Origin of the sequence: Candidatus Mycobacterium methanotrophicum (assembly GCF_023515995.1) — a bacterium.
Classification (GTDB): Bacteria; Actinomycetota; Actinomycetes; order Mycobacteriales; family Mycobacteriaceae; genus Mycobacterium; species Mycobacterium methanotrophicum.
Genome location: NZ_CP097320.1, coordinates 4328099 through 4347623, shown reverse-complemented (window position 1 = coordinate 4347623; position 19525 = coordinate 4328099). Strand labels below are relative to the sequence as shown.

At 65.4% G+C, this 19525-nt stretch carries 20 protein-coding genes; 7 read left to right on the top strand and 13 right to left on the bottom strand.

The genetic code is table 11. From position 1 onward, the window contains the following. Positions 1 to 10: 10 nt before the first annotated feature. From M5I08_RS22740 to M5I08_RS22730, 3 genes are all read right to left on the bottom strand, one after another. Positions 11 to 2749, bottom strand: a complete 2739-nt coding sequence (locus tag M5I08_RS22740) for a (Fe-S)-binding protein (protein ID WP_219065970.1) — start codon at positions 2747 to 2749, stop codon at positions 11 to 13. Positions 2750 to 2894: 145 nt separating this feature from the next. Continuing rightward, a complete protein-coding gene (locus M5I08_RS22735; protein ID WP_219065969.1) occupies positions 2895 to 4721 on the bottom strand; it encodes an Hsp70 family protein in 1827 nt (608 codons plus the stop codon). 118 nt (positions 4722 to 4839) lie between these two features. Beyond that, positions 4840 to 5295 (bottom strand): superantigen-like protein SSL4, encoded by a 456-nt coding sequence (locus M5I08_RS22730; protein WP_219065968.1) that lies wholly within the window; start codon positions 5293 to 5295, stop codon positions 4840 to 4842. Between the two features lie 218 nt (positions 5296 to 5513). Between M5I08_RS22730 and M5I08_RS22725 the strand changes: the two genes are divergently transcribed. Beyond that, the gene (locus tag M5I08_RS22725; RefSeq protein WP_219065967.1) at positions 5514 to 5699 is read left to right on the top strand and encodes a hypothetical protein; all 186 of its coding nucleotides are present in this window, start codon (positions 5514 to 5516) and stop codon (positions 5697 to 5699) included. A gap of 254 nt (positions 5700 to 5953) precedes the next feature. Here M5I08_RS22725 and M5I08_RS22720 read toward each other — a convergent pair whose 3' ends face one another. From M5I08_RS22720 to M5I08_RS22700, 5 genes are all read right to left on the bottom strand, one after another. Next, positions 5954 to 6883 (bottom strand): LLM class F420-dependent oxidoreductase, encoded by a 930-nt coding sequence (locus tag M5I08_RS22720; protein WP_219065965.1) that lies wholly within the window; start codon positions 6881 to 6883, stop codon positions 5954 to 5956. 33 nt (positions 6884 to 6916) lie between these two features. Next, positions 6917 to 7486, bottom strand: coding sequence for a hypothetical protein (locus M5I08_RS22715; protein ID WP_219066112.1), 570 nt, complete (start codon positions 7484 to 7486; stop codon positions 6917 to 6919). A gap of 104 nt (positions 7487 to 7590) precedes the next feature. Then, positions 7591 to 7800 (bottom strand): hypothetical protein, encoded by a 210-nt coding sequence (locus M5I08_RS22710; RefSeq protein ID WP_219065964.1) that lies wholly within the window; start codon positions 7798 to 7800, stop codon positions 7591 to 7593. A gap of 111 nt (positions 7801 to 7911) precedes the next feature. Then, positions 7912 to 8205, bottom strand: a complete 294-nt coding sequence (locus M5I08_RS27125; protein WP_219065962.1) for a TetR/AcrR family transcriptional regulator — start codon at positions 8203 to 8205, stop codon at positions 7912 to 7914. A gap of 29 nt (positions 8206 to 8234) precedes the next feature. Further along, positions 8235 to 9710 (bottom strand): amino acid permease, encoded by a 1476-nt coding sequence (locus M5I08_RS22700; RefSeq protein WP_219065961.1) that lies wholly within the window; start codon positions 9708 to 9710, stop codon positions 8235 to 8237. Between the two features lie 523 nt (positions 9711 to 10233). Here M5I08_RS22700 and dnaK point away from each other — a divergent pair. The 4 genes from dnaK to M5I08_RS22680 are packed head-to-tail and all read left to right on the top strand — an operon-like array spanning position 10234 to position 14400. After that, the gene (dnaK, locus tag M5I08_RS22695) at positions 10234 to 12090 is read left to right on the top strand and encodes a molecular chaperone DnaK (protein WP_219065959.1); all 1857 of its coding nucleotides are present in this window, start codon (positions 10234 to 10236) and stop codon (positions 12088 to 12090) included. Beyond that, positions 12087 to 12785, top strand: a complete 699-nt coding sequence (gene grpE / locus M5I08_RS22690) for a nucleotide exchange factor GrpE (protein WP_249762973.1) — start codon at positions 12087 to 12089, stop codon at positions 12783 to 12785. Before dnaK ends, grpE begins: the two co-directional genes overlap by 4 nt. A gap of 47 nt (positions 12786 to 12832) precedes the next feature. Further along, positions 12833 to 14020 (top strand): molecular chaperone DnaJ, encoded by a 1188-nt coding sequence (gene dnaJ, locus M5I08_RS22685; RefSeq protein WP_219065957.1) that lies wholly within the window; start codon positions 12833 to 12835, stop codon positions 14018 to 14020. After that, positions 14020 to 14400, top strand: coding sequence for a heat shock protein transcriptional repressor HspR (locus M5I08_RS22680; protein WP_219065956.1), 381 nt, complete (start codon positions 14020 to 14022; stop codon positions 14398 to 14400). The genes dnaJ and M5I08_RS22680 overlap by 1 nt, the downstream gene beginning before the upstream one ends. A 585-nt stretch (positions 14401 to 14985) precedes the next feature. On the opposite strand, the gene M5I08_RS22675 is transcribed toward M5I08_RS22680, so the two are convergent. The 3 genes from M5I08_RS22675 to M5I08_RS22665 are packed head-to-tail and all read right to left on the bottom strand — an operon-like array spanning position 14986 to position 17760. Then, positions 14986 to 15879 carry an aldose 1-epimerase gene (locus M5I08_RS22675; protein ID WP_219065955.1) on the bottom strand — a complete coding sequence of 298 codons (894 nt, stop codon included), beginning with the start codon at positions 15877 to 15879 and terminating at the stop codon, positions 14986 to 14988. Between the two features lie 10 nt (positions 15880 to 15889). Then, positions 15890 to 17053 (bottom strand): FAD-binding oxidoreductase, encoded by a 1164-nt coding sequence (locus tag M5I08_RS22670; RefSeq protein ID WP_370328534.1) that lies wholly within the window; start codon positions 17051 to 17053, stop codon positions 15890 to 15892. 32 nt (positions 17054 to 17085) lie between these two features. After that, the gene (locus M5I08_RS22665; RefSeq protein WP_219065954.1) at positions 17086 to 17760 is read right to left on the bottom strand and encodes a GAP family protein; all 675 of its coding nucleotides are present in this window, start codon (positions 17758 to 17760) and stop codon (positions 17086 to 17088) included. 166 nt (positions 17761 to 17926) lie between these two features. Here M5I08_RS22665 and M5I08_RS22660 point away from each other — a divergent pair, with 166 nt between their 5' ends. Beyond that, complete coding sequence (locus M5I08_RS22660; protein WP_219065953.1) at positions 17927 to 18199, top strand: ArsR/SmtB family transcription factor; 273 nt, start codon at positions 17927 to 17929, stop codon at positions 18197 to 18199. Positions 18200 to 18370: 171 nt separating this feature from the next. Continuing rightward, a complete protein-coding gene (locus M5I08_RS22655) occupies positions 18371 to 18661 on the top strand; it encodes an SRPBCC family protein (protein ID WP_255564654.1) in 291 nt (96 codons plus the stop codon). Positions 18662 to 18717: 56 nt separating this feature from the next. Here M5I08_RS22655 and M5I08_RS22650 read toward each other — a convergent pair whose 3' ends face one another. Together M5I08_RS22650 and M5I08_RS22645 are read right to left on the bottom strand one after the other, a co-directional pair. Beyond that, the gene (locus tag M5I08_RS22650) at positions 18718 to 19023 is read right to left on the bottom strand and encodes a hypothetical protein (protein ID WP_219065952.1); all 306 of its coding nucleotides are present in this window, start codon (positions 19021 to 19023) and stop codon (positions 18718 to 18720) included. A gap of 7 nt (positions 19024 to 19030) precedes the next feature. Continuing rightward, positions 19031 to 19480, bottom strand: coding sequence for a PE-PPE domain-containing protein (locus tag M5I08_RS22645; protein WP_219065951.1), 450 nt, complete (start codon positions 19478 to 19480; stop codon positions 19031 to 19033). Positions 19481 to 19525 lie beyond the last annotated feature (45 nt).

Sequence of the window (19525 nt, the reverse complement as noted above, 5' to 3'; positions counted from 1 at the left end):
ACCGGCTTGATCAGCGTTTTCCTGGTGGACGGGCACCTCGGGTGATGCCCAAGCCCTTAACGGGCGCTGCCGGTGTCTTGGTCTCGCCATCCCCCGATTCGGGGGTCGGTTTGGGCTCCGGTTCTTCCTGGGGCTTCGGCGGGGGGGCCGTGGGTTGTGCGGCGGGAGCGGCCTTTTTGGCGCCGGGCCGCTTGGCGCCGCCGGCGATGCCCAGCCCCTTGACCGGTGCGGCCGGAGCCTTCGCTTCCGGGGCTGCCGATTCGGATTTCGCCTCGGGCGCGGCGGCTGCCGCGGATTGCGTTGGCGCTGCGGTCTTTTTGGCCCCGGGCCGCTTGGCGCCGCCGGCGATGCCCAGCCCGGTGACGGCTTTGGCCGCCTTGTCCGATGCGGGCGCAGCCGCTTCGGCAGGTGCAGCGGCCGGCGTTTCGGCGGTTTCTTTCGCCGGAGCGGGAGCGGTTGCAGCCGATGCTTTCGGAGCGGCTTTTTCGGCATGCTCGGCGGCTTCCTTGGCTGCCGTGCCCTTTTGCGGCAGCTTGACTGCATCGCGGTCGAGCGACTCGAGCAGCAGCTGCGCCACGTCGCGCACGTCGACGCCCCCGCGTCCGGCGGCTTCCTGGCGGTCGTTGACGCCGTCGGTCACCATCACCCGGCAGAACGGGCACGCGGTGGCGACCGTGGTCGCTCCGGTGGCCAGTGCCTCGTCGACGCGCTCATGGTTGATCCGCTTGCCGATGTGCTCTTCCATCCACATTCGCGCACCACCGGCGCCGCAGCAGAAACTGCGATCGGCGTGCCGCGGCATCTCAGCCAGCTTTGCGCCCGAGGCGCCGATCAGCTCGCGCGGCGCCTCGTACACCTTGTTGTGCCGGCCCAAGTAGCAGGGGTCGTGATAGGTGACGGCTTCAGAGACAGGGCTGACCGGGACCAGCTTCTTGTCGCGCACTAGCCGGTTGAGCAGCTGGGTGTGGTGCAGCACGGTGTAGTTGTTGCCCAGTTGCCGGTATTCGCGACCGATGGTGTTGAAGCAGTGCGGGCAGGTGACCACGATCTTGCGGTCCACGGTTTCCGTTCCCTCGAACACGCCGTCCAGCGTTTCGACGGCCTGCTGGGCGAGCTGTTGGAACAGGAACTCGTTACCCGAGCGACGCGCTGAGTCGCCGTTGCAGGTTTCGCCGGTGCCGAGCACTAAATATTTCACTCCGGCGATCGCCAGCAGTTCGGCGACGGCTTTGGTGGTCTTTTTGGCCTTGTCGTCGTAAGCGCCGGCGCAGCCCACCCAGAACAGGTATTCGTAGCCGTCGAAGCTGCCGACATCTTGGCCGTATAACGGGACGTCAAAGTCGACCTCGTCGATCCAGTTGGTGCGGTCGGAGGCGTTTTGGCCCCACGGATTGCCTTTGGTCTCAAGGTTTTTGAACAGGACAGACAGCTCAGAGGGGAACTCGGACTCCATCATGACCTGGTAGCGGCGCATATCGACGATGTGGTCGATGTGCTCGATGTCCACCGGGCACTGCTCGACGCACGCGCCGCAGGTGACGCACGACCACAGCACGTCGGGGTCGATCACTCCGCCCTGCTCGCGGGTTCCGACCAGCGGTCGGTTCGCTTGCAGCGGCCCAGAGCCCATTACGCGGCCAAAGCCGGACTCGGGGACGTGGTGCTCTCCGGCGTGCTTCTCCCCGCGCAGCTCCTCGCCGACCCCACCCTCGGGAGTGCTCTGCGCAGCGGTCTCCTTTTCACCAAGGATGTAGGGAGCCTTGGCCATCCAGTGATCCCGTAAATCCATGATCACGAGCTTGGGCGACAGGGGCTTGCCGGTGTTCCAGGCCGGGCACTGTGACTGGCAACGTCCGCACTCCGTGCACGTGGCGAAATCGAGCATGCCTTTCCACGTGAAGTCCTCGACCTTTCCGCGCCCGAATACCGCGTCATCTGGCGGATTCTCGAAATCAATCGGCTTGCCGTCGGACTCCATCGGCAGCAGCGGACCCAGCCCATCGGGCAGCCGCTTGAAGACCACGTTGATCGGGGCAAGGAAGATGTGCAGGTGCTTGGAGTGCAGCACGATGATCAGAAACGCCAGCATGACGCCGATATGCAAAAGCAACGCCGTGGTTTCGATGATCTCGTTGGCCGGTTGCCCGAGCGGGTGCAGGATCGCGCCGAAGAGGTGCGAGAGGAACGCGGGCTTGCCGTACGGCAGGGTGCCGTTGTTGACGGCCGACCCGCGAACCAGCACGTAGGTCCAGATGACGTTGAAGATCATCAACAGGACCAGCCAGGCCCCGCCGGTGTGCGAACCGTAGAACCGCGATGCTCGGCCGATTTCCCGCGGACTGCGCATGAGGCGGATCACCGCGAAGGTGGCGATGCCGACGAAGACGGCGGTGGCGAAGAAGTCCTGCAGGAAGCCCAGCGCGTCCCAGCGGCCGATAATCGGGATGTGGAAATTCGCCTGGAACAGCAGCCCGTAGGCCTCGATGTAGACGGTGAGCAGGATGAAGAAGCCCCACATGGTGAAAAAGTGGGCCAGGCCCGGGATTGACCATTTGAGCAGCCGCCGCTGCCCGAAGACCTCGGACACCTCGGTCCAGATCCGGTCGCCGACGTCGTCGGTGCGGCCGGTGGCGGGCTGGCCGGACAGGGTGAGTTTGGCTAGCCAACCGACCCGACGCAGTGCGAGCAATCCGACGATCGCCGTCATGCCTAGGCCCACTGCGAGTCTGATCAGCATCTGCGTCTGCATGGAAGTCTCCCCAATTTGAGGTTACTCAGCGGTAACTTCGACTGTGTTACTCGCTAGTAACTTAATCGCCAGGCCAGCTCATAGTCGCATTTTTCTCGCCTTGACCGCGACAAAGGCTGCCCTAACGCAGCTCTCGCGGGAGCGGCTATGGGACGTATGGCGTGACAGGTACCAGCGTCGGCGGCGCCAGCTGAGCTGTGGTCGGCGTCGTGGTGGCCGGCGGATAGGCCGGATAGGGGGTCGGATAGGTCGACGGAAAGGTAGAAGGCGTCGCCGATCCAGGGGTGGCCGGCGAACTGCTCGTCGACCGGGGAGTCGTGGTGGTGGGCGCGACGCTCGTGGTGATTCGGTTCGTGTATCGGGGTGGCGCAACAACTGTCGTCTCGACCGTCGGCGTGTCCGTGACGGTCACCGTCGATGGCGGCGGTGGTGGCAGCGGCCCGACCTTGGGCAGCGGTTTGGGTGCCGGAAGGCTGCTGGGCGTCTCGGTAGGGCTGTGGGTGTTTGACAGTTTGGACATCATGACGCCGACGACCAACAGTGCGGTCAACGCCGTCATTACGGTCAGCGCGAACAGGGTTCCCAAACGTCTGCGCCGCGGCGGGGGAGCGGGTGCGGGCTGCGGCGGCGACCCGGGCTGCGACGCAGCAGCGGGTGAGGGAGTGTCATCAGCGCGATCGTCTGGTTCGACGGCCACCATCGGCGCCGCGGGTTCGACACCGCCATCTTCCTCGGTGTATAGCAATGGCCCGTCACCGCTGGAGTCGTCCGCCGACCAGGCCAGCGCACGATAGGTCGCCGATTCAATGCCGTCCTCCACCGATTCGGCCGCCGCTAGCCTCGCGGCGCCGACTGCCCATGCAGACGGATCAATGTCGGTAGGAGGCCCGGCGCCGGCGGTCGGGCCCGGCCGGATCGCCATATCGGTCGGCAGACTCGCGGCTGACTGCTGCTCGGCAAAGGCCGCCGCGCCGGTGGCCGCGCTGAGGCTGGGTTGCTGCGTGGTGACGACGGGCGCGTGCAGTCGCTGTTCGAGTCGTTTGGTGACCAACGGGATGCATGCGCCGCCGCCGACTGTCGCGACGGCGGCCAGCCTCGCTGGTGGAATTGCGTTACGCCGCAACAACTCCGCGACACTGGTGATGAACTGGTCCAGCGGCTCCGACATCATATCCTCTAATTCCTGGCGGGACAGTCGCACTTCCTCGCCAGTGACGGGCAGTTGGGCCGGAACAACAGTCACCGTGGCCGACGACAGCCGCTCCTTGGCCTGCCGGCACTCGTCTAGCCGTCGCGACATCAAGTCAGGTGGCGCGGTGTTTGCGGCATTGGCATCCACGGCCTCGGTGAAAGCGCCTTGCAGGCGATGCAGTATCGCCTTGTCGAGCCGATCACCGGCGAAGTCGGTGTAGTGGACCGTTTCGCCGATGTGTCGAAAGTTAGACGTCGCGTCGCTGAGCGTCACGCTGGTGCCGCCGGCGCCGAAGTCGCATAGCACCACCACACCGTCCGCCGGGAAACCCGGCTCCGCATACAGCGACGCGAGTGCGGCCGTGGCGTCGGATACCAGCATCGCCGGCATACCGCAGGTTTCCAACGAAGGCTTGGCGAGCAGGCTTTCACGCAAGGCCGCGACCGCGTTCTGTCCCCAATGACCCGGTACCGCGACCACCGTCGAATCGCTGTAACCGACGGTACGGGCCAGCGCGTCGAGCGCCTCCGCCATGAGGGTTTCGCGGTGATGGACAGATCCGTCGGACGCGACAAGGGAACCCGATTCCCCGTTTCCTGGAATGAACCCCCGCAGGACCAAGCCGGGTTCGGTCAGGTCGGGGTTTTCCTCCGCCACACCTACTTCGGGCGGTCGGTGTGGGTACAGCGTCAACACAGACCGGCGCGTCACGGTCGCACGACCCACCCGCGCGGCGACCAGGTTGGCCACCCCGATCGACAGACCGAGCACGTCGCGCATCTGCCCCCACCTCTAGGTCCATCGGTTGCCGACGGTCGGCGACTGTCGCCAACTCAGCCGGGATGTGGTTAGGGATTCCCCGGATGCGGCGTCGGCTAATCCTGCTCGCTGATAGCCGTTAGCTGACGGCGCCTGGGATGTGTATGGGGGGTAGCCCGGGGATCTGAGGTATGTCGCCGTTCCACCAGTGATGACGGGGACGTTGCTGGGTCCACGTCTGGGTGATCTGCGGCGGCGCCGGTTGTGGCGTCGTCTCGGGCGACGGGGCCGTCGTGGTCGGGAGGGCCGACGGCGGTGTGGTTGTCCGGGCCGGAGCAGTTGAGTGTGATGTGGTTGCCGACGGCCGCGTCGTTGTTGGTCCGCCCGCGCCGTTGCCGGTGGCCAGGATGATGAGGCCGTAGATAATGATCCCGATCAAAATCACGACTGTCAGACCCCACAGCGCCAACACCCACGGCTTGAGGAACCAGGCTGACGGCGTCTCGTCGGTAGCGAACGAGTCGTCGTTCCCGCCAAGAACCACGTCGTGCTCCGAGTAGCCCTCGACGTCGTATGGCGGTCTGCTGCCCCCCACAAAGACCGATCCTACCGACGGTTCTTGCCTGGGGGATAGCGGCTGGCTCATGGATGCTTGTGCTCGTCGGCAGTGTCGTGGTGCCGCCCCGCCTTTAGAAACCGTGCGGCAGTGTAATCACGGTGTGCGGCAACGTGATCGTTGACGGAATGTGCGGCAAATGGTGGTGATGGTCCGGCGGCTCGGCCGAGGGCGGGCCCTGCGCCGGAGGGGAAGCGTTGCCGCCCGTCGGCCTCTCCTCGGGCGTCGAGGGCGACGGCGTCGGGGTGGTCGTCGACGGCGTGGTGGTTGTCGTCGACGGGGTCGTTGTCGGTGACGGTGTGGTGGTCGACGACGGTGTGGTTGACGACGTCGTCGTGGACGTTCCCCCGCCCCCGCCGCGGGAGATCTGGATGAGGCCGTAGACGATCAGCACAACCAAGATCGCCACCATCGTGGCCCATATGGCCAGCAAGGAGCGCTTCCGATACCAGGGGGCCGGCGGTGATTGCGGCTCAGCAGGCTGGTCGTCGGAACCCGGCGGCGCTTCGAGCGCACTGTAATCGGCCATCTGCGTTGGCCGATTGCTGGGGTCGTCGGGAGGGCCCTGCGAACCGAAGCCCGTCACGCCCCCCATGCTACTGACATCCCGCTCACGCCTTGGCATCCGGTGGGGGCGTCAGAGCTGCCGAATAACCCCATCGGCGAAAAGCCGCAGGTGGTCGAGGTCCGAGAGGTCCAGCAGCTGCAGATAAACGCGTTGCACGCCGATGTCCGCGAACGGCCCGAGCCGCTCGAGAATCTCGTTGGGCATGCCCACCAGCGGAGAATTGGACCGCAGCTCATCGACGTCGCGCCCGATGGCGGCAGCTCGGCGGCTGATCTCGCCGTCGTCGCGTCCGGTGCACACCACAAACGCCGCGGAATACGTCATCGCGTCGGCGGGCCGGCCGACCGCATCGACCGCTGCGCGAACCCGTTGGAATTGGGTCTTGGCGGTGTCCAACGAGGCAAAGGGCACGTTGAACTCGTCGGCGAACGTCGCGGCCAGCCGAGGGGTGCGGTTGGCGCCCATCCCGCCGATGATGATCGGTGGATGAGGCTGTTGCACCGGCTTCGGCAACGCCGGCGAGTCGTTAACCGCGTAATGGGCGCCCGCGTAGTCGAATGCTTCCCCGACCGGTGAGGTCCACAGGCCGGTAATCAATTCGAGCTGTTCGGTAAGCCGGGCGAATCGCTCGCGCAGCGGCGGGAAGGGGATCGCATAGGCCAGATGCTCCCGTTCGAACCAACCGGTGCCGATTCCGAATTCGACTCTGCCGCTGCTCATTTCGTCGACCTGGGCGACCGCGACGGCCAGTGGACCGGGATGGCGGAATGTTGCCGAGGTGACTAGCGTGCCCAGCCGGATCGATGACGTCTCGCGGGCGATGCCGCCCAACGTCACCCAGGAGTCGGTCGGGCCGGGCAGTCCGTCGCCGCTCATCGCCACATAGTGGTCGGACCGGAAGAACGCGGAAAACCCCAACGCCTCGGCGGTCTGCGCTACGGCGAGCTGGTCGGAGTAACTGGCGCCTTGCTGAGGTTCAACGAATACCCGAAAATCCACGAGCGCCAGACTATGTTGTGTGGTTGGGGTCGCTCAGAACGTCTCGACGTTTTCGACGCTGACGAACATGCCGTGCCCGGTGGTCGTGTTGGTAAAGCGGGTGCCGCTTTCGCTGGCCGCGATTGTCCAGCCCTCCGCGTCGTAGGTGTGGTAGTCGATGGTCACGGTGGGAATGTCGCCGAGGTTGCCCACCACCCACTGCACCGACCCGCTTGCTGTGACGTTCACGCCATTGGCGGGTTCGCCGTTCTGGATCGGTGGGTTGGTGAACTGCGCCTCGCAACCGACGCTGTCGGCATTGATCTGGCAGCGCGTCTGACCGGATTTGGTTTGGATGAAGACGTAACCGTTCTGGTCGGGTGGCAGCGGGATGGCGTCGGCGGGCGGATTAGCGCTGGGCGGCGCCGGCCGGGAGGGGGCCGGTGACGGGACGGACGGTCTGGCTTTCGGCAGCGACGGTTCGCTCGCTCCTCCGGGCGGGGAGGCCACCGGCTTGCCGTGGATCAGGGAGCTGCATCCGCTCACTACCGCGGCGCTCATCAGCAGGCCCGCCAACAGCAGTCGGCCGCATACCCTTGCCGTCTTGGCTCTCTCCCAAAACATCTCAGGGAACAGCGTACGCATAAAGTGACGCAAGTGACTGCAGTGACGCGCCCGCTATTGCGGCCTCGCCGGCGTGACCGCGCCACCCTGCGGCCGGGCGCGCCTCATCCTTGCAAATCGGTCAGCGCGTTCACGGCGTGCCCGAACATGGTGATGATGACGAGCGTGTCGTCGGAGCGCAAGCAAGGCATGCCGCGCGGGCCGGTAACTGGGTTGGGTAGTGGCCGGCCGGTGTCGTAGACGATTGCCTCGCCGCCTGCGCTCACCAGCTTCTCGGCGATGGTCTGCTTTCGCCCGTCGCTCTCATCTTTCATGTGGAGATAGCGCTGTTTAGGACTCGCGCAGGTCCTCGACAATGCGCCGCAATGACCGAAGGTGGTCAGCTACTACGGTGGCGGCGACCGCGATGTAGTCGCGGCGTTTGCTTACATCGATAAAGACGTGGCGGGCGGCCACGGGCGTGCACCCGGGTCGTAGGTCGGCGTTCCTGCTCTCTGCGGCCGTTGGGCACCGATCACCGCCTTTCGCGTCGCAGAGCCTTTGGTGTGGGACCCCGTCAGGCCCGAGCGCAACCCGAACGTGTGGTACAGCGCGCCGTTGGAAACGGCGACGGCGGCGCCGATCGCCCGGATGGTTACCGCGGCAGGCCCGGCTGCGACGGCCAGCGACTCGACAGCGTCCAGAACCCGATCCGGCTCATACCCGCGCGGGCGAGGCATGCCAGCTGAGTGATAGAGCAGTTGCTCTATCACTCAGCGGCCAAGTCCGAGACCTCGCTGGCGTGCTCGACGTCTTCGCCGGCCGCGGCCATCACGCGGTGACGAACCAGAAACCAGCCACCGATCAGGGCCGGAACGGCGGCCACTAGCGCCGCGATGACCCAGGGACCCTTCTCAGGGTCGAGCGTCATCAGCACCAGTACGCACGCAAGGAAAGCCAGCGTGACATAACCGCTGTAAGGGGCGAGCGGCATCCGGAAGTGTGGTCGCTGCATCTTTCCGGCCTTCACCCTGCTGTAGAACCGGAGTTGGCATGCCACGATCGTCGCCCAGGCCGCCAAAACTCCCACAGCGGCGATGTTGAGCACGATTTCAAAGGCCTGGCTCGGCTTGAGCGCGTTGAGCGCGACGCCGAACAGCCCGATGGTGGCGGTCAGCAGGATCCCGCCGTACGGCACACCGTTTTTCGACATCCGTGCGGTGAACTTCGGACCGCTGCCGTTGACCGACATCGACCGCAGGATCCGGCCCGTGGCATACAGTCCGGCGTTCAGGCTGGAGAACGCGGCGGTGAGGACCACCACGTTCATCACGGAGCCGGCGCCGCCGAAACCGATCTTGGAGAAGAACGTGACGAACGGACTCTCATGTTGTTTGTAGGTGGTGTAAGGCAGCAGCAGCGCCAGGAGCAGGACTGATCCGCAGTAGAAGACCGCGATGCGGGCGATCACGGAGTTGATCGCCCGTGGCATGACCTTTTCCGGCTCCGCGGTTTCTCCGGCGGCGGTGCCGACCAGTTCTACTGCGGCGTAGGCGAATATCACCCCGGAGGTGACGAGCACCAGGGGCAACAGACCGGTCGGCATGAATCCGCCATGGTCGGCCCAGAGGCTCGGCCCGGTGGTCTTTCCGTCGACCTTGAACCGGCCGGCCAGGAAGACGATTCCGACCATCAGGAAAGTAATGAGGGCCACCACCTTGATCAGCGCCGCCCAGAACTCGAACTCGCCGAAGGCCTTTACCGAGACCAAGTTCATCGACACCACGCCCACCAGCGCGATCAGCGCCAGCGCCCACTGGGGGACCCCCTGCATCACTGTCCAATAGTGGAAGTAGCTCGCGATCGCGGTGCTGTCCACCATGGCCGCCATCGCCCAGTTCAGGAAGTACATCCAGCCCGCAACGAAGGCCACCTTCTCCCCGTAGAACTCGCGCGCGTACGAGACGAAGGAGCCGGATGCCGGGCGATGTAGCACCAGTTCGCCGAGCGCGCGCAGGATCAAGAACACGAATGCGCCGCAGATGCCGTAGACCAGGAACAAGCCGGGCCCCGCGGACGCGAGCCGCGCTCCCGCACCCATGAACAGCCCGGTCCCGATGGCGCCGCCGATCGCGATCATCTGCATCTGCCGGTTGTGCAGATCATGGTGATAGCCCTGGTCTTCACGGGCGAACAACCCCGTCTCGCCGGCAGCCGGTTCGGGCGTGCTGGGCAGCGGTGGCATCGAGTTCCTATCGTCGTGGCTTGGTGCAACGCTGCGACGCGGGGACGCCGAGAACGTACTGGTTGCGAAACTATCCCACGGCGCTACGGTGCTCTCAACTGACCGAAGTTGTCGAGCTTGCCCGATTCCGTGGCCCCTTGCCGGCGCAGTCAATGCGTCGCTCACCAGCTTGCCCGCATACGACGCCAACATCTCCACCAGTGAGCTCGAGGCCGGTAACCTGCTCGGCGCACTGCTTGATCCGGTATCCGCCAATACGGCACTGGTTCCATCCGACCTGCTGCTGCGTATCGGATCCCCACTGTTCGCGGCCGTAGGTACCGCGGTCAACCTCGCGGAGTCCTGGAACCGTCTGCTTCGGCAGGGAACAAACCCTCGAACAGCGGCGTTGACTGCTGCGACAACCTTGAGTGACCTTGACTCAATATGGCTTGACAGCGGTACTCCGCGACGGGCAATCTTGAGTGGAGTTCACTCAGCAGCGTGCTGCGTACCAACATTCGACTATCAGGAAGGATTCACTATGGCTCGTGCGGTCGGCATCGACCTCGGGACCACCAACTCCGTCATCTCGGTTCTGGAGGGTGGGGACCCCGTCGTCGTCGCCAACTCCGAGGGCTCTCGGACCACGCCGTCCATCGTCGCGTTCGCGCGCAACGGTGAGGTGCTGGTCGGCCAGCCCGCCAAGAACCAGGCAGTGACCAACGTCGACCGCACCGTGCGGTCGATCAAGCGGCACATGGGCACGGACTGGAAGATCGAGATCGACGGCAAGAAGTACACCCCGCAGGAAATCAGCGCTCGCATTCTGATGAAGCTGAAGCGCGATGCCGAGGCCTACCTCGGTGAGGACATCACCGACGCGGTGATCACCACACCCGCCTACTTCAACGATGCTCAGCGACAGGCCACCAAGGAGGCCGGCCAGATCGCCGGCCTGAACGTGCTGCGGATCGTCAACGAGCCGACCGCGGCCGCGCTGGCCTACGGGTTGGACAAGGGCGAGAAGGAACAGCGGATCCTGGTCTTCGACCTCGGTGGCGGCACCTTCGACGTGTCGTTGCTGGAGATTGGTGACGGTGTCGTGGAAGTCCGCGCCACCTCAGGCGACAACCACCTCGGCGGTGACGACTGGGACGACCGCATCGTCAGTTGGCTGGTCGACAAGTTCAAGGGCACGTCGGGCATCGACCTGACCAAGGACAAGATGGCGATGCAGCGGCTGCGGGAAGCGGCCGAGAAGGCCAAGATCGAGCTGTCGTCGTCGGGCAGCACGTCGGTCAACCTGCCCTACATCACCGTTGACTCCGACAAAAACCCGTTGTTCCTCGACGAGCAGCTGACGCGTGCGGAGTTCCAGAAGATCACCCAAGATCTGCTGGACCGCACTCGCAACCCGTTCCAGCAGGTGATCAAGGACGCCGGCATCTCGGTTTCCGAGATCGACCATGTGGTGCTGGTGGGTGGATCCACCCGGATGCCCGCGGTGACCGACCTGGTCAAGGAGCTCACCGGCGGCAAAGAGCCCAACAAGGGCGTCAACCCCGACGAGGTTGTGGCAGTGGGTGCTGCCTTGCAGGCTGGTGTGCTGAAGGGCGAGGTGAAAGATGTTCTGCTGCTTGATGTTACGCCGCTGAGCTTGGGCATTGAGACCAAGGGTGGCGTGATGACTAAGCTGATCGAACGCAACACCACGATTCCGACCAAGCGGTCGGAGACCTTCACCACGGCCGACGACAACCAGCCGTCGGTGCAGATCCAGGTCTATCAGGGTGAGCGCGAAATCGCTTCGCACAACAAGCTACTCGGCTCCTTCGAGCTGACCGGCATTCCGCCCGCTCCGCGCGGCGTCCCGCAGATCGAGGTCACTTTCGACATCGACGCCAACGGCATCGTGCACGTCACGGCCAAGGACAAAGGCACCGGCAAGGAGAACACGATCAAGATCCAGGAGGGCTCCGGCCTGTCCAAGGAAGAGATCGACCGGATGATCAAGGACGCCGAGGCGCACGCCGAGGAGGACCGTAAGCGTCGCGAAGAGGCCGACGTCCGCAACCAGGCCGAGACGCTCGTCTACCAGACGGAGAAGTTCGTCGCTGAACAGAGGAGTGCAGCGTCCGAGCCCGGCGGTTCGAAGGTCCCCGAGGACACCCTCAACAAGGTCGACGCCGCTGTTGCCGACGCGAAGAAGTCGCTGGAGGGCACCGACATCGGCGCCATCAAGTCCGCGATGGAGAAGCTGGGCCGGGAATCGCAGGCCCTCGGCCAGGCGATCTACGAGGCCGCGCAGGCCGCCGGCGGTCCGAGCGGCGACGGGTCCGGTGGTGCCGACGACGTCGTCGACGCGGAGGTGGTCGATGATGACCGGGAGGCCCGGTGACTCAACCAAATCCACAAGAGCAGGTAACGATAACCGACAAGCGGCGGATTGATCCCGAGACCGGCCAAGTACGCCACATGGCTTCCGGCGCCGCCCCGAGCGGGGCGGCGCCGGAAGCCTCAGGTGCAAAAGCCCGGGAGGGCGCGGAAGGCTCGGAAGGCGCTGCCATCGCCGACAAGGTTGCTGAGCTGACCGCCGATCTGCAGCGGGTGCAAGCCGACTTCGCCAACTACCGCAAGCGGGCGTTGCGCGATCAGGAGGCGACCGCCGAGCGTGCCAAGGCGAGCATCGTCAGCCAATTACTGGGCGTGCTCGACGATCTCGACCGCGCGCGTAGTCATGGAGATCTGGAGTCGGGGCCGCTGAAGTTGGTCGCCGACAAATTGCTCAGCGCGCTGACCGGACTCGGGTTGACGGCGTTCGGGGCCGAGGGCGACGACTTCGACCCGGTGCTGCACGAGGCCGTGCAACATGAGGGCGATGGCGGCGAGGGTTCGAAGCCGGTGATCGGCAACGTGTTGCGGCAGGGCTACCGCCTCGGTGGCCAGGTGCTGCGGCACGCATTGGTCGCGGTGGTGGACACCGTCGCGGACGACTCCGTCGATGACGCCACCGAAATCGAGAATGAAGACACAGTCGATAACGACGCGAACGAGGGTGAGCACAACGCAGAATCTTCAGCGTCGGAGAAGTAACGACAGGTTCGGCACCACTATCGGCTGGTGGCAGGAGGTGACGCGATATGGCCCAACGCGAATGGGTCGAAAAGGACTTCTACAAGGAGCTCGGTGTCGCTTCTGACGCCGGCCAGGACGAGATCAAGAGGGCCTACCGCAAGCTGGCTGCCGAGCTGCATCCCGACCGGAACCCGGACAACGCGCACGCCGCGGACCGGTTCAAGGCCGTGTCCGAGGCCAACAGCGTGCTGTCGGACCCCGCCAAGCGCAAGGAGTACGACGAAACTCGTCGGCTCTTCGCCGGCGGCGGATTCGGTCGCCGATTCAACAGTGGCGATTTCGGCGGTGGCTTCAACGTCGGCGGCGTCGGCGGCGATGGCACCGAGTTCAACCTCAACGATTTGTTCGACGCCGCCGGGCGCACCGGCGGCACCGACATCGGTGATCTGTTCGGCGGCCTGTTCGGCCGCGGCGCGTCGCCGCGGCCCAGCCGTCCGCGCCGCGGCAACGACCTGGAGACCGAAGCCGAGCTGAGCTTCATGGAAGCTACCAAGGGCGTGGCGATGCCGCTACGGCTGACCAGTCCGGCGCCATGCACTAACTGTCACGGCAGCGGCGCCCGACCAGGCACCAGCCCGAAAGTGTGCCCGACCTGTAACGGCTCGGGTGTAATCAGCCGCAACCAAGGCGCTTTCGGCTTCTCCGAGCCATGCACCGATTGCCGCGGCAGCGGATCGATCATCGAGCACCCGTGCGACGAGTGCAAGGGAACGGGCGTCACCACCCGCACCCGCACGATCAACGTGCGGATCCCGCCGGGCGTCCAGGACGGCCAGCGGATCCGACTGCCCGGTCAGGGTGAGGCCGGGCTGCGCGGCGCTCCGTCCGGTGACCTCTATGTCACCGTGCACGTGCGGCCGGACAAGGTCTTCGGCCGCCACGGCGATGACCTCACCGTCACTGTCCCCGTGAGCTTCACCGAGTTAGCTTTGGGCACAACGCTTTCGGTGCCGACGCTGGACGGCAAGGTCGGTGTTCGGGTGCCCAAGGGCACTGCCGACGGGCGCATTCTGCGGGTTCGTGGACGAGGTGTGCCCAAGCGTTCCGGCGGTCAGGGCGACCTGCTGGTCACGGTCAAAGTGGCCGTCCCGCCGAACCTGGAAGGTGCGGCGAAAGAGGCGCTGGAAGCCTACGCTGTCGCCGAGCGCTCCAGCGGCTTCGATCCGCGGGCCGGATGGGCGGCTAGTAGTTGATGGCCAAGAACAGGAATGAGAAGGATGCGCGGACCTTCCTGATCTCGGTGGCCGCCGAGCTGGCCGGTATGCATGCGCAGACGCTGCGTAACTATGACCGGCTCGGTCTGGTCAGCCCGAGCCGCAGTTCCGGTGGTGGGCGCCGTTATTCGCAGCGCGACGTTGAGCTGCTCCGCGAAGTGCAACGGCTCTCCCAGGACGAAGGCGTCAATCTGGCGGGCATCAAACGCATTATCGAGTTGACCAACCAAGTCGAGGCGCTACAGTCGCGGCTGCGGGAAATGGCCGCCGAGATCGAGGCGCTGCGGGCCAACCAGCGACGCGAAGTCGCGGTGGTACCCAAGAGCACCGCCGTGGTGGTCTGGCAGCCGCGGCGCTAGTCTGCTCGCCCGTAGCAAACGGCAACTTAGAACGACCGCCCCGGTGGTGGTGTCGAGCGCGTCGGCGCCGGTGATCGGGTCGTGGCCGAGTCGTTGGACGTGCAGCAGACGTCGGTTGGCGGAAAAGCCGATCTCCCGCAGCGCGGGCGTGACGACATCCACCCCGGGGCAGCCCGTGGTCGCGGGCGAACCGGTGCACCGCCTTATCGAACGCCTCGGTGATACGGGCCAGCGGCGCGGTCGAGGCGATCGGCGACCCCAGCTGCCGATGCGCACAGGCCGCCAGGCCGGGCGCGTACTGCGACCCCGGCACGTAGACGTTGCAGAACATGCGGTCGATGCATTCGACCTCAAAGACCGCATGCTCGGACAAGGCATCGGCGACAGATCGCGTTACGGTCATGATGGGCTCCGGACGGAGCTGAGACGGCCAGTCGGCCAACCAGCCGTTATGACGGTTCATCCACCGGGCCGGTCCGCCGGTCACGGTCTTCACCCGCCGACCGCAGCCCCCAAAAACCAACAGTGACCAACGACATGCCTCGTCGGGCTGGGGCGAAGCCCGGCTAGGTCTGCTCGCGCAGCTCAGGCGACCCGAATCGAAAACTGGGCGACTCCCCAATCGCCAGGATGCGCGCACCGGTAGCCGCCGCCGCGCAGCGCGTCAGTGGGGGCGGTCATCGGCTCGAAGCACACCACATCCTCGCCGGCCGGCGCGAAGATCTGCGCCGCCGGATAGCCCTGCTCAAAATGCACCTCGATACGACGGCCACCGCCGGACACCGCGAACACCGCGCCCTCGGCCACCTCGTCGTACCCGTCATCAAAAGCATTGTCGTCCAACGCTTCAGTCATAGCCGGACGCGGCGCCGTCTCCCCGGTGGGCAAGCCCCGCGCGTCGAGTTTCAGGTGTCGCAGCGGTGGGGTGTCGATGACCCACTGCTCGCGCGGCACATCCGGCAACTGGAGATACGGATGAAAACCGAAACAGAGTGGGACCGGCTGGTTTCCGGTCGGGGCCACTGATGTGCGCACCCGCAAGGATCGCTCGAACAGCGTTACGGCCAACGCTAGCCGATGCGGAAACGGAAAGCTCGCCAACAACTCCCGATCGCCGCCGAAATCGACTTCGGCGGCCAGCTCATTGGCAGTCTCGTGCGTCACCCGCCAGTGCGGATAGGCCGCGAGCACGCCGTGGATTGGTAGCCCGTTGGGATCCGTTCGCACCCCATGCTGGCCGGCTGACAGCGTGACCGTCGCGCCTTCGACGGTATAAGTGTTGGCGCCCAGTCGATTTGCCCACGGATACAGGATCGGGATACCCATCGTCTTGCCGTCGGCCACATAGGCGTCCAGGCCGCGGCGTTGGCCGAGCAGTTCGACGCCCGAGTCGGTCAGTGAGACGCCGATCATGCCGGCCTCCGGGACGAACTGGGCTTCCAGATCTGACGACGTGTCGCGCAGCGTGACGATGTGCACGACCTTCAGGCTAGCTGTACAGCGGATCGTGTTGGATGCGCTCCGGCGGCGCACCTTTGGCGATCAGCGCAGCCTTGGTGGCGCGCACCATCTCCGGTCCGCCGCAGATCAGGATCTGCCGGTCCCCCCAACCGCCGTATCTGGTTACGACGTCCATCAGCCTGCCGGTCTGTCGCAGGTGCAGTCCGCGCGGCGGCGTCACATCGGGATAGTCGGCGGCCCAAGCGGGGTCGCTATTGTGCTCGGAGACCGGCGTCACCGACAGCCACGGATTGTGGGTGGTGATCTGCCACAAGGTCGGCAGGTCGTAGAGCTCGCACGGGTGGCGGCCGCCGAAGAACATGTGCACGCGGGGGTTGATGCCCCAGCGGGTCAGGTCCATGACAATGGAGCGCAGCGGCGCGAGCCCGGTGCTGCCCGCCACCATCAGCACGTCGCCGCCGTCGCGGTCGACCTGCAAGCCGCCGTGCGGGCTGGACAGCCGCCACCGGTCGCCAGGCTGCGTCTCGTTGACGATGGCATTGCTGACCAGGCCGCCCGGGACCGCCCGCACGTGGAATTCGATGGCGCCGGTGTCATCCGGCGGAATGGCCGGCGTCAGATATCGCCATCGCCGTGGGCACTGCGGTACCGCGACGTTGACGTATTGGCCGGCGTGATACGGCATCGGGTGGTCCAGCTGCAGGCGAACCACAACGAGGTCACGAGATATTCGCAGGCGCTCGATCACGGTGCCGTCCCACCAGGCCGGTCCCTGCTCGGCGTCCGCGGCGCCGCTCATCACGCCGGTGATCAGGTTCAGCGACTGCTGGGCGGCCGCGTCCACCGCATCGGTCCACGCCTCGGCCAACTCGTCGCGCAGCGTTGCGTGCAATGCCAGCCGTAGCGTCTCGTAATGCTCGGGCAGCACCCCGTATTTGCGGTGGTCTCGTCCGAGTTGAGCTAAAAACGCCACCGGCTCTTCGGCTCGTTGGGCAACCAGTTCGCCGTAAACCCATTTCAGCGCGTGGGCGAAGGCGGCCCGCTGACCGGCCATGTCGGGTGGAAACAGGTCGCGCAGTGAAACGTCGAAGGCAAACCAGCGCGTGTAGAACCGGCCGATGAGCCCGTTTGCGTCGTCCGGGTCGATGGCGGCGTGCAGTACCGCCAGCGCATCCGGGTCGTTGAGGCTCACGCCCGACGATCTTATGCGCGGTTTAGCGCTGCTCAGTACAGCTGGTGAGCGCCGTTGTACAACACCATCAAACCGATCAACACCAGGATTGCCGCGAGCAGCGCGGCGTTGTTGCGTTCCATCCAGTCCTTGATCCGCGCCATCGAGTCGTCGAGGCGATGACCGGCGCCCGCGTAGGCCAGAACCGGGATGGCGACCGTGGATGCGGCGACGGCGAGGAAGATCGCGCCGGTGATCCAGTCGGCGGCGATGCTGAGCCTCCTGCTGCCGATGGCCAAACCGGCCAAGGCGCACATGATCAACACCTCGAGCCGGACCACCACCAACACCACGCCGGTTATGCCCGCGCGCTGGGGGGTAAGGGTCGCGAAAGGCCGCATCCACCTGGGGGATTCGGTATGCCCGTGCCGAGTCAGCCACCGGCGGATCCCGAACGCGATGAGCGCCGATCCGAGGACGACACGCAGCCAGGACGCCCAGGTCGGTGGAGACTTGCGCAGCCCCTCTAGTGCGCCCGAGGACGCGACGAAGGCCACCGTCAGCGCGGCCAGGCCCAGCGTCCAGCCGCCGAGGAAGGCGAGGGCGGTCGGCCGCGGCCGTGGCGCATGCAGCACCAGCACCGCCGGAATGACTGTTAACGGCGAGATAGCGATGACCAATGCGAGCGGGATGAGCGTCGTCAGCACGGAGCCCAAGCTTGCTGTCACAGGTTGAATCTTCACATTCCCTGGCCGCGTGTGGCGTCAGCAGTTGAAAGGTAGGAAAAATCCTACCTAAAATCGGCGCCACGCCGCCCCGCGCTTAGCTAAGGCCAGTCGCACCGATATCGTCTTCGGGGCGCTGGCCAACCCGACTCGTCGCGACATCCTCGACATGCTGCTCGGTGGCGAACGCACGGTGGTGGCGCTGGCCGAGCGTTTTGATATGGCCCGGGCGAACGTGTCAGAGCATTTGAAGGTGTTGCGGGACTGCGGACTGGTCGCCGAAGACAAACACGGCAGGTTTCGTTACTACCGAGTGAATCTCGGACCACTGCAAGAAATTTCAGCATGGCTCACTCCTCACGAACGGTACTGGCGTGGGCGGCTGACTGCGTTGGGTGAGGTGCTCGACAACATTAGCGAGCAGAAGGAGACGCCGTCATGACCGAGACCACCGCCGACCCCCGGGTCATAGAGATCGACGAGTTCTACCCGCATTCGCCGCAGCGGGTGTGGCAGGCGCTGACCACCCCGGAACTGATGGCGCGCTGGCTGATGCAACCGAGCGGATTCGTGCCCGTAGCCGGGAACCCGGTTCAGTTTCCGCGGCCAACCGATGCCGTCGGTCGGCTTTTCCGGCGAAATCGCATGCGAGGTACTCGACGTCGTCGATGGCGAGCAGCTGGCGATCAGCTGGGCCGACGCACAATCCGATGAACCCTCCGCCTGGGTGGTGCGGTGGGCCTTGCATCCGGAGGGCACCGGCACGCGGGTCATCCAGCGGCACAGTGGTTTTGACCCCGACGACACCGTCCAGCAGCGCTCCCGGGACATCATGGGCAACGGCTGGGTCCGCATCGCCGACCAGCTCGGCGAGGTGCTGGGCAGCGCCTCGCCGCGAGATTGACGTCAGCGCGGCACCGTCACGTTTTTTGCGCACTGGCGTCGATCTCGGCGGCTGGGCTAACCGTTTCGCCGCAGGATCCAGGCCGGCACCCAGTGTGTCACGGTTTTGCGCTTGGACCCGTAGGCGATCGGGTAGGTGACCAGCCCCCACCAGTCGCCCTGCTCGCAAATGCCCCAGCAGGTCAGCCGGCCCTCGACGACCTTGTGCAGCTGCAGGCCGTTCGGCTGGTACCGCCCCGACCGATGCGCTTCGCGCGGGAAGAGCACCGTCAGGTCAACCAGCACGGTGATCGGCGGGCGCACCACTCGGAACGGGTTGTGGACCGGTTGCCCGCTGTATCCGATCGACGCGAGCTCGCCCACTAATCGATCATACGTTCGAATAGCTGCTAAAGGGGAATGGGATCACCGCTCCCACCGGTGCGAGGGGGATCATCCCGAGGTCGGAGGCGAGCGGGATCCCGATTGCGTTAACCAGATCGTTGTCCGTGTGATCGGACGTGAACACGTTGTAGTCGATTTCGGGGAGGGTGATCAGCAGCGCACTGGCTACGTCAAGCAGCGGAACACCGGTGTGCGGTGGGAAGGTGTCGAAAAGGTCCTGCGGGGTCGTCGGCACGACACCGGTGAACGCCCCGTTGGGCGCACTTTCGTCACCGACGAGCACGAAGTGGACGTCGTCACTGGGCACACCTTGGCTCGCGAGCTGTTGCATCAGAAGCGACGAGATCACCGAGCTTTGGGAGTAGCCGTCGACGACGACAGGGTTCGCGACATCGACCTGTCCTCCGGCGATGTGGTTCAAGATCGCGGCGTCCACGATTTGTTGTCACTGCGCCTCCGACCGGTCGAACTCCTCGGTAAA

Bases quoted from the DNA above. Each gene is read 5' to 3' on its own strand.
- M5I08_RS22740 (WP_219065970.1), bottom strand. From the start codon at position 2,749: ATGCAGACGCAGATGCTGATCAGACTCGCAGTGGGCCTAGGCATGACG.
- M5I08_RS22735 (WP_219065969.1), bottom strand. From the start codon at position 4,721: ATGCGCGACGTGCTCGGTCTGTCGATCGGGGTGGCCAACCTGGTCGCC.
- M5I08_RS22715 (WP_219066112.1), bottom strand. From the start codon at position 7,486: ATGTTTTGGGAGAGAGCCAAGACGGCAAGGGTATGCGGCCGACTGCTG.
- M5I08_RS22710 (WP_219065964.1), bottom strand. From the start codon at position 7,800: ATGAAAGATGAGAGCGACGGGCGAAAGCAGACCATCGCCGAGAAGCTG.
- M5I08_RS27125 (WP_219065962.1), bottom strand. From the start codon at position 8,205: ATGCCTCGCCCGCGCGGGTATGAGCCGGATCGGGTTCTGGACGCTGTC.
- M5I08_RS22700 (WP_219065961.1), bottom strand. From the start codon at position 9,710: ATGCCACCGCTGCCCAGCACGCCCGAACCGGCTGCCGGCGAGACGGGG.
- dnaK (WP_219065959.1), top strand. From the start codon at position 10,234: ATGGCTCGTGCGGTCGGCATCGACCTCGGGACCACCAACTCCGTCATC.
- dnaJ (WP_219065957.1), top strand. From the start codon at position 12,833: ATGGCCCAACGCGAATGGGTCGAAAAGGACTTCTACAAGGAGCTCGGT.
- M5I08_RS22680 (WP_219065956.1), top strand. From the start codon at position 14,020: ATGGCCAAGAACAGGAATGAGAAGGATGCGCGGACCTTCCTGATCTCG.
- M5I08_RS22660 (WP_219065953.1), top strand. From the start codon at position 17,927: ATGCTGCTCGGTGGCGAACGCACGGTGGTGGCGCTGGCCGAGCGTTTT.
- M5I08_RS22655 (WP_255564654.1), top strand. From the start codon at position 18,371: ATGCCGTCGGTCGGCTTTTCCGGCGAAATCGCATGCGAGGTACTCGAC.